The 7,642-nt window shown below is 65.5% G+C and carries 6 protein-coding genes; 3 read left to right on the plus strand and 3 right to left on the minus strand.

Annotated features, from left to right (window positions below; all coding sequences use genetic code 11):
• Positions 1-3 precede the first annotated feature (3 nt).
• Positions 4-681 (plus strand): response regulator transcription factor, encoded by a 678-nt coding sequence (locus AC2VLV_RS10115; RefSeq protein ID WP_486989862.1) that lies wholly within the window; start codon positions 4-6, stop codon positions 679-681.
• A complete protein-coding gene (locus tag AC2VLV_RS10120; RefSeq protein ID WP_486989863.1) occupies positions 678-2,018 on the plus strand; it encodes a sensor histidine kinase in 1,341 nt (446 codons plus the stop codon). The genes AC2VLV_RS10115 and AC2VLV_RS10120 overlap by 4 nt, the downstream gene beginning before the upstream one ends.
• On the opposite strand, the gene AC2VLV_RS10125 is transcribed toward AC2VLV_RS10120, so the two are convergent.
• Genes AC2VLV_RS10125 through uvrB form a run of 3 tightly spaced genes read right to left on the minus strand, consistent with a single transcriptional unit; the run spans position 1,996 to position 5,965 of the window.
• Positions 1,996-2,535 carry a Uma2 family endonuclease gene (locus tag AC2VLV_RS10125; RefSeq protein ID WP_486989864.1) on the minus strand — a complete coding sequence of 180 codons (540 nt, stop codon included), beginning with the start codon at positions 2,533-2,535 and terminating at the stop codon, positions 1,996-1,998. The genes AC2VLV_RS10120 and AC2VLV_RS10125 overlap by 23 nt on opposite strands.
• Before the next feature lie 49 nt (positions 2,536-2,584).
• Positions 2,585-3,826, minus strand: a complete 1,242-nt coding sequence (locus AC2VLV_RS10130) for a PQQ-dependent sugar dehydrogenase (RefSeq protein WP_486989865.1) — start codon at positions 3,824-3,826, stop codon at positions 2,585-2,587.
• 45 nt (positions 3,827-3,871) lie between these two features.
• A complete protein-coding gene (gene uvrB / locus AC2VLV_RS10135; protein WP_486989866.1) occupies positions 3,872-5,965 on the minus strand; it encodes an excinuclease ABC subunit UvrB in 2,094 nt (697 codons plus the stop codon).
• A gap of 159 nt (positions 5,966-6,124) precedes the next feature.
• On the opposite strand from uvrB, the gene AC2VLV_RS10140 reads away from it, so the two are divergent.
• Positions 6,125-7,330 carry an amino acid aminotransferase gene (locus tag AC2VLV_RS10140; protein ID WP_486989867.1) on the plus strand — a complete coding sequence of 402 codons (1,206 nt, stop codon included), beginning with the start codon at positions 6,125-6,127 and terminating at the stop codon, positions 7,328-7,330.
• The last annotated feature ends 312 nt before the right edge of the window (positions 7,331-7,642 follow it).

Genomic DNA, 7,642 nt, shown 5'->3' on the forward strand with positions numbered 1-7,642 from the left:
ACCATGCGCATCCTCCTGGTTGAAGACGATCACATGCTGGGCGCCGCCACGCGCGAAGCCCTGCGAGACGCCACCCACGCGGTGGACTGGGTGCTCGACGGCGCTTCGGCGCTGAGCGCGGCGCAAGGCGGCGAGTACGAGCTGATGCTGCTCGACCTCGGCCTGCCCAAGCGCGATGGCCTGTCGGTGCTGCAGGCGCTGCGGCAGGCGGGCAGCAGCCTGCCCATCCTCATTCTCACCGCGCGCGACGCGCTCGAAGACCGGGTGCGCGGCCTCGACCTGGGCGCAGACGACTATCTGGTCAAGCCCTTCGAGAGCGCTGAGCTGCTCGCGCGCATCCGCGCCGTGGCGCGGCGCCAGGGCGGACAGGCGCAGCCGGTGCTGTCCAACGGCGTGCTCGAACTCGACCCCGTTTCTCGCGAGGTGCGGTTTCAGGGGCAGACGCAGCGTCTGACCGCGCGCGAATACGCTCTGCTCCACGCGCTATTGCTGCGCCCCGGCGCCATTCTGTCGCGCAGCGAACTTGAAGACCGCATCTACGGCTGGAACGAAGAAGTGGAAAGCAACGCGGTGGAGTTTCTCATTCACAGTCTGCGCAAAAAACTCGCGCCCGAAGTCATCAAGAACGTGCGCGGCGTGGGCTGGCTGGCGCCGCGCGGCGATACGGACAAGGCGCCATGAATCCCCTGACCGCGTTACGCCACTGGGGCGCGCAATCGTTGCTGCGCCGACTCTGGCTGTGGATGACCGTGAGCGTGGTCGTCGTCGGCCTGGGCACGGCGGCGCTGTCGTACTTTTTTGGCTATCAGGAAGCCAACGAACTGCAGGACGCGCAACTGCGCCAGATCGCCAGCCTGGTGCAGCGCTGGGGCAATCTGCCCGACAGTGCGCTGAACCCCGCCGGGGCCGATGTCGACAAAGACGCCCGCATCGTGGTGCAGAAGCTGGGCGCGCCCGTGGGCGCGCACGGGCTGCGGCTTGCGGCCGATCTGAGCGACGGCATGCATGTGGTGCAAAGCGGCGACCATGCTTGGCGGGTGTTCGTGCAGCAAGGCGAGCGGGGGCGCATTGCCGTGGCGCAGCGCACCGATCTGCGCACCGACGCCGCCATTGACAGCGCGCAGCGCACGCTGTTTCCGCTGCTCGGGCTCATTCCGCTGCTGGCCCTGCTTTCTGCCGCGGTGGTCAGGCGCGCGCTGCGGCCGCTGCGGCAGATGGCGCAGGGCGTAGACGCGCGCAGCGAAGCCGATCTGCAGCCCCTGCCGCAAACCGATGTGCCGCAGGAAATCCTGCCCTTCGTGCACTCCATCAACCGTCTGCTGGGTCGCCTGAACGCCTCGATGGAACAGCAGCGCCGCTTCGTCGCCGATGCTGCCCACGAGTTGCGCACGCCCATCGCCGTGCTCAGCATGCAGGTGGACAACCTCAAGCCGCTGCAGCTCGAACCGCAGGCGCGGCAGCGCATCGGCGCGCTGCAAGATGGCCTGCGCCGCGCCCGCACCGTGGTCGAGCAGTTGCTCAGCCTCGCCCGTTCACAAGGCGAGCAGACGACGCTGCGGCAGACTCTCGACCCGGCCAGCGTGATGCGCGAAGTGATCACCGATCTGCTGCCGCTGGCCGAGAGCCGACGCATCGACCTGGGCATCGACCGAGCCGAGAAGGTAGAGATCGACACCGACCCCGCTCTGCTCTACACCCTGCTGCGCAACGCGGTGGACAACGCCCTGCGCTACACCCCGGAAGGTGGACGAGTCGATCTGCGGGTGCGGGCCGAGGGCGAACGCGCGGACATCGAAGTGCAGGACAGCGGCCCCGGCATTGCGCCCGAGCAGTTGAAGCGGGTGTTCGATCCCTTCGTGCGCCTGCCTGGCGCGCAAAGCGAAGGCAGCGGGCTGGGCCTGTCCATCATCCGCCAGATCGCGCTGCGGCTCGGCGGCGAAGTGACGCTGCGCAACGCCGCAGAAGGCGGGCTGATCCTGCGCTACACGCAACGCCTCACTTCGACCAGATCAGGCTGAAGTCGAAGGCGATGCGGCATTTGCCGAGATCGAAACTGAGGGTTTCGTCCACCGCATCGGCCAGCTTGATGTAGCGCCCATCCTGCAGGTGAAAGACCTTGCAGACACGAACATCCACATTCACCATGACGTAATACCGCACGCCCTCGGTCTCGTAGATGGTGAACTTGGCGTGCTGGTCTTTGCTCGCGGTGGACTTGGAGAGAATTTCAAACACCAGTTCTGGCGCGCGGGTGATGTAGGCGCCCTCGACCGGATGGCAGACCACCAGATTGTCGGGCTGCACCACGGTGTCTTCACTGATGCGCCAGTCCACGGGAAGGAGCGCGCGGCATTCGGCGCAATCCTTGAGCGCATCTTCCAATACCCACGCAATCTTGCTGCTCACCGCCTGATGCGCAATCGACGGCGCTGGCGACATGGCATAGGCCGTGCCTTGGATCAGCTCCCAGCGGCCTTCCCACAGCTTGTAGTCGTCGTAGGTGTAGTGCGGCGGGTCGAATGCGTATCTGGGCATGGTTCGCTCCGAAGGTGCAACCCATCTTAACGCCGCTTCAATGCCGCATTCACACCGGCTGCAGCCGGTAAATCTTGGCCGACGCGCCGTCTGAAATCAGGTAGATCGCGCCATCCGGCCCCTGGCGCACATCGCGGATGCGCTCGCCCAGATCGGTGAGCAGCGCCTCGCGCGACACCACCCTGTTGCCGTCGAGTTGCAGCCGCCACAGCGCCTGCCCGGCCAGCGCGCCGACGAACAGGTTGCCGCGCCATTGCGGGAACACGCTGCCGGTATGGAACGCCATGCCGCAGGGCGCGATGGACGTTGGCACCCAATAGGTCACCGGCTGTTCCATACCCGGCGCGCTGGTGGCGCCGCCCACGGGCGGGCAGTTGCCCACCGGCGCGCCGTATTCGCAGCCGTAGGAAATCTTCGGCCAGCCGTAGTTGCGCCCGGCGCGGGTGATGTTGACTTCGTCACCGCCCTGCGGGCCGTGCTCGTGCGTCCACAACTCGCCCGTCACCGGATGGATCGCCGCGCCCTGTACATTGCGGTGTCCGTAGCTCCAGATCTCCTCGCGCACCCCGGCGCGGCCGACGAAAGGATTGTCTTTCGGCACGCTGCCGTCAGCGTGAATGCGCACCACTTTGCCCAGGGTATTGGACAAATCCTGCGCCGCGTCGCGCTGGCTGTAGCGGTCGCCCAGGGTGATAAACAGGGTGCCGTCTGGCGCGAACACCAGCCGCGAGCCGAAGTGCGCCGTGCTGTCGATTTTGGGCGTCTGGCGGAAGATCACCTGCACGTCGCTCAGCCGCGTGCTGTCGTTTGAGAGCACCCCGCGCGCCACTGCGGTGCCGTTGCGCCCGGCCTCGGCTCCCGTACCCGCTTCGGCATAGCTCAGATACACGCGACGATTCGCCGCAAAGGCAGGATCGAGCGCCACGTCGAGCAGGCCGCCCTGCCCGCGGGCGTCCACTGCGGGCACACCGTCAATCGGCGCCGCCACCTTACCGTCCAGACCGACGATGCGCAGCGCGCCGGTGCGCTCGGTCACCAGCATGCGGCCATCGGGCAGAAAGGTTAGCGCCCACGGCCGCGACAGACCGCTGGCCACAATCACCGCCGCCGCTTTGACCGCAGGCTGCGTATCGACCGGCAACGGACTCGACGCCGCCGAGGCCGGCGTTTCGCCCCACACCAGCACCGCCCCGCCGCCGCAAGCGCCCAGCACGGAGCTGCCCAGACCTGCGCCCAGCCAGCGCAGGGCGTGGCGCCGCGTGGGCAAAGTCGGATGCGATGGCGTTTGCATGGTCAACCTCCTGGGATCTCGATGAGGTGCGAAACAAAAACAGATTCAGGCGCTTTGCTGGGCGTCGGTGTCGTGATCGTCGCCGCCGCCGAACACCCGCTGCCGCAGTAGCCCAAGCTGGTCGCGCACCCGCGCGGCCTGCTCGAACTCAAGATTGCGCGCGTGCTCGATCATGCGCTTTTCCAGACGCTTGATCTCGCGCGCCACGTCCTGCGCGTTGTCGATCTGCAGTTCCGCAATTTCACGCTCCACGCTGCCCGCGCGCAAGCCCTTGCCCGGCGTCTGCACCACGCCGTCGATCAGGTCGCGCACCGATTTGTTCAGCGCGGTGGGGGTGATGCCATGCTCGGCGTTGAAGGCGATCTGCTTGGCGCGACGGCGCTCGGTCTCAAAGATAGCGCGACGCATCGAGTCGGTGATGCGGTCGCCATACAAAATGGCCATGCCGCTCACATTGCGCGCCGCGCGGCCGATGGTCTGGATGAGCGACCGGGTGGAGCGCAGAAAACCCTCTTTGTCGGCATCCAGAATGGCCACCAGCGACACCTCGGGAATATCCAGCCCCTCGCGCAACAGGTTGATGCCTACCAGCACGTCAAACACTCCCAGCCGCAGGTCGCGCAGAATTTCCACCCGCTCCACCGTGTCGATGTCGGAGTGCAGATAGCGCACCTTCACGCCGTTTTCGTCGAGATAGTCGGTGAGCTGCTCGGCCATGCGCTTGGTGAGCGTGGTGATGAGCACGCGCTCGCCCTTGTCCACCCGCAGTCGAATTTCGCCCAGCACATCGTCCACCTGGCTGCTGGCCGGCCGCACTTCAATGATCGGGTCCACCAGCCCCGTGGGTCGCACCACCTGCTCCACCACCTGATCCGCGTGCTGGCTTTCATAGTCCGCCGGGGTGGCGGAGACAAACACGGTCTGCCGCATCTTGCCCTCGAACTCGGCGAACTTCAGCGGCCGGTTGTCCAGCGCCGAGGGCAGCCGAAAACCATACTCCACCAGGGTTTGCTTGCGCGCGCGGTCGCCGTTGTACATGCCGTTGAACTGGCCGATCAGCACATGGCTTTCGTCGAGAAACATCAGCGCATCAGGCGGCAGATAGTCCACCAGCGTGGGCGGCGGCTCGCCCGGCGCGGCGCCCGAGAGATGCCGCGAGTAGTTCTCGATGCCCTTGCAGTGGCCGATTTCGGTGAGCATCTCCAGATCGAAGCGAGTGCGCTGTTCCAGCCGCTGCGCCTCCACCAGCTTGCCCATGCCGGTGAGTTCCTTGGAGCGCTCGCGCAACTCCTGCTTGATGCCCTCCACGGCTTCAAGCACCTTCTCGCGCGGGGTGACGTAATGCGAACTGGGGTAGATGGTGAAGCGCGGAATCTTCTGCCGCACCACGCCGGTGAGCGGGTCGAACAACGACAGCGACTCGATCTCGTCGTCGAACAGCTCGATGCGCACCGCCAGCTCGGCGTGCTCGGCCGGAAAGATGTCGATGCGGTCACCGCGCACGCGGAAGGTGCCGCGAGTGAAATCGACCTCGTTGCGCTGGTACTGCATGCGCACCAGTTGCGCGATCACGTCGCGCTGGCCCATGCGGTCGCCGGTGCGCACGGTGAGAATCATGGCGTGATAGTCCGACGGATTGCCGATGCCGTAAATCGCGCTGACGCTCGCCACAATCACCACATCGCGCCGCTCCAGCAGGCTTTTGGTGGCCGACAGCCGCATCTGCTCGATGTGCTCGTTAATGGCACTGTCTTTCTCGATGAACAGGTCGCGCTGCGGCACATAGGCCTCGGGCTGGTAATAGTCGTAATAGCTGACGAAATACTCGACCGCGTTTTTCGGAAAGAACTCGCGGAACTCGCTGTAGAGCTGTGCGGCCAGCGTCTTGTTGGGCGCAAACACAATAGCGGGCCGCCCCATGCGGGCGATCACATTGGCCATGGTGTAGGTCTTGCCCGAGCCGGTCACGCCCAGCAGGGTCTGGTAGCTCAGCCCGTCGCCCACGCCTTCGGCAAGCTGGGCGATGGCCGTGGGCTGGTCGCCCGCCGGCGGATAAGGCTGGTACAGACGGAACGGCGAGTCGGGAAAGCTGACGAACTTGTCCGGGTCGAGCGTGGCAACGGGTTTCGGAGCGGACATGGGCGGAGGGTGGAATGGGGAAGACCGTCAGAGGAAGAGTCGTCAGCCTGCGCCACAGCGCGGCGGCTGGCGCGTCAGCCCGGGCGTAAAATCGGCCCGCTTTGCAGCGTCTATTGTCCCGCAAGCCCGGTTTTCCCGTCACCTCACCTCCCATCTCCCATGACCCAGTCGCTTTTTTCCCGCGTGGAAATGGCCCCGCGCGATCCCATCCTCGGCCTGAACGAACAATTTGCCGCTGACCCCAACCCTAAAAAGGTGAATCTGGGCATCGGCGTCTACACCGACGCCGACGGCAAGCTGCCGCTGCTGGCCTGCGTGAAGGCGGGCGAGGCCCAGCTCATGCAGGCGCCCAAGCCGCGCGGCTATCTGCCCATCGACGGCATCGCCGCCTACGACAAGGCGGTGCAGGGTCTGGTGTTCGGCGCCGACCACGAGGCCGTCACCTCGGGCCGCATCGCCACGGTGCAAGGCCTGGGCGGCACCGGCGGGCTGAAAGTGGGCGCCGACTTCCTCAAGCGCCTCAACCCCAACGCGCAAGTGCTGATCTCCGACCCGAGCTGGGAAAACCACCGCGCGCTGTTCGAGGCCGCGGGCTTCAACGTGGGCACCTATCCCTACTATGACGCCGCCCAACAGGGCGTGAATTTCGACGCCATGCTGGCCGCGCTGAACGCCGCCGCCGCGGGCACCATCGTCGTACTGCACGCCTGCTGCCACAACCCCACCGGCTACGACATCAGCCCGGCACAGTGGAACCAGGTGATCGCCGCGCTCAAGGCGCGCAACCTCGTGCCCTTCCTCGACATGGCCTATCAGGGCTTTGGCGAAGGCATCGCCGAAGACGGCGCAGTCATCCAGCAATTTCTCGCCGCCGGGCTCGACTTCTTCGTCGCCACCTCTTTCTCCAAGAGCTTCTCGCTCTACGGCGAACGCGTGGGCGCCCTGAGCGTGGTGTGCGCCAGCAAAGAAGAAGCGGGCCGCGTGCTGTCGCAGATCAAGCGCGTCATCCGCAGCAACTACTCCAACCCGCCCACCCACGGCGCGCAGATCGTCGCCACCGTGCTCTCGTCGCCCGAACTGCGCGCCCAGTGGGAGCAAGAGCTTGCCGGCATGCGCGAGCGCATCCGCGCCATGCGCAGCACCCTGGTGGACAAACTCGCCGCCGCCGGCGTGAAAGGCGATCTGTCCTACATCACCCGCCAGAAGGGCATGTTCAGCTATTCCGGCCTTTCCGCCGCCCAGATGGAGCGCCTGCGCACCGAATTCGGTGTGTACGGCGTATCCACCGGCCGCATCTGCGTGGCCGCGATCAATCTTCACAACGTGGACTACGTCGCCAAATCCATCGCGGCGGTGATGCAGTAAAAGAGCAAACTCTCCATGATGGGCGTGGCCTGCTTCACAGTATTCGATGCATCGATGCTAGACCTGACCCCAATCCCGTATTCCAAGTGCTCCCACCCCATGCCGCTTGACCTCCCGCCACCACAAGCCATGCTAAACACAAGCGAAAACGCAAGCGAAAACGGGGTCAGGTCTAGATTCGTAGCATTTTCCCGTGCGTCAGAAGCACCTCAGATGGGGTCAGGTCTAGCTTCATAGCATCTGCTCTTGGGTTCGCAGCGCACGCTGTTTGCTCTTTTCCGCCAAGAAGGCGGGGTAGCAAAACCCCTGCTG

Source organism: Thiomonas sp. TH-17 (assembly GCF_057473305.1).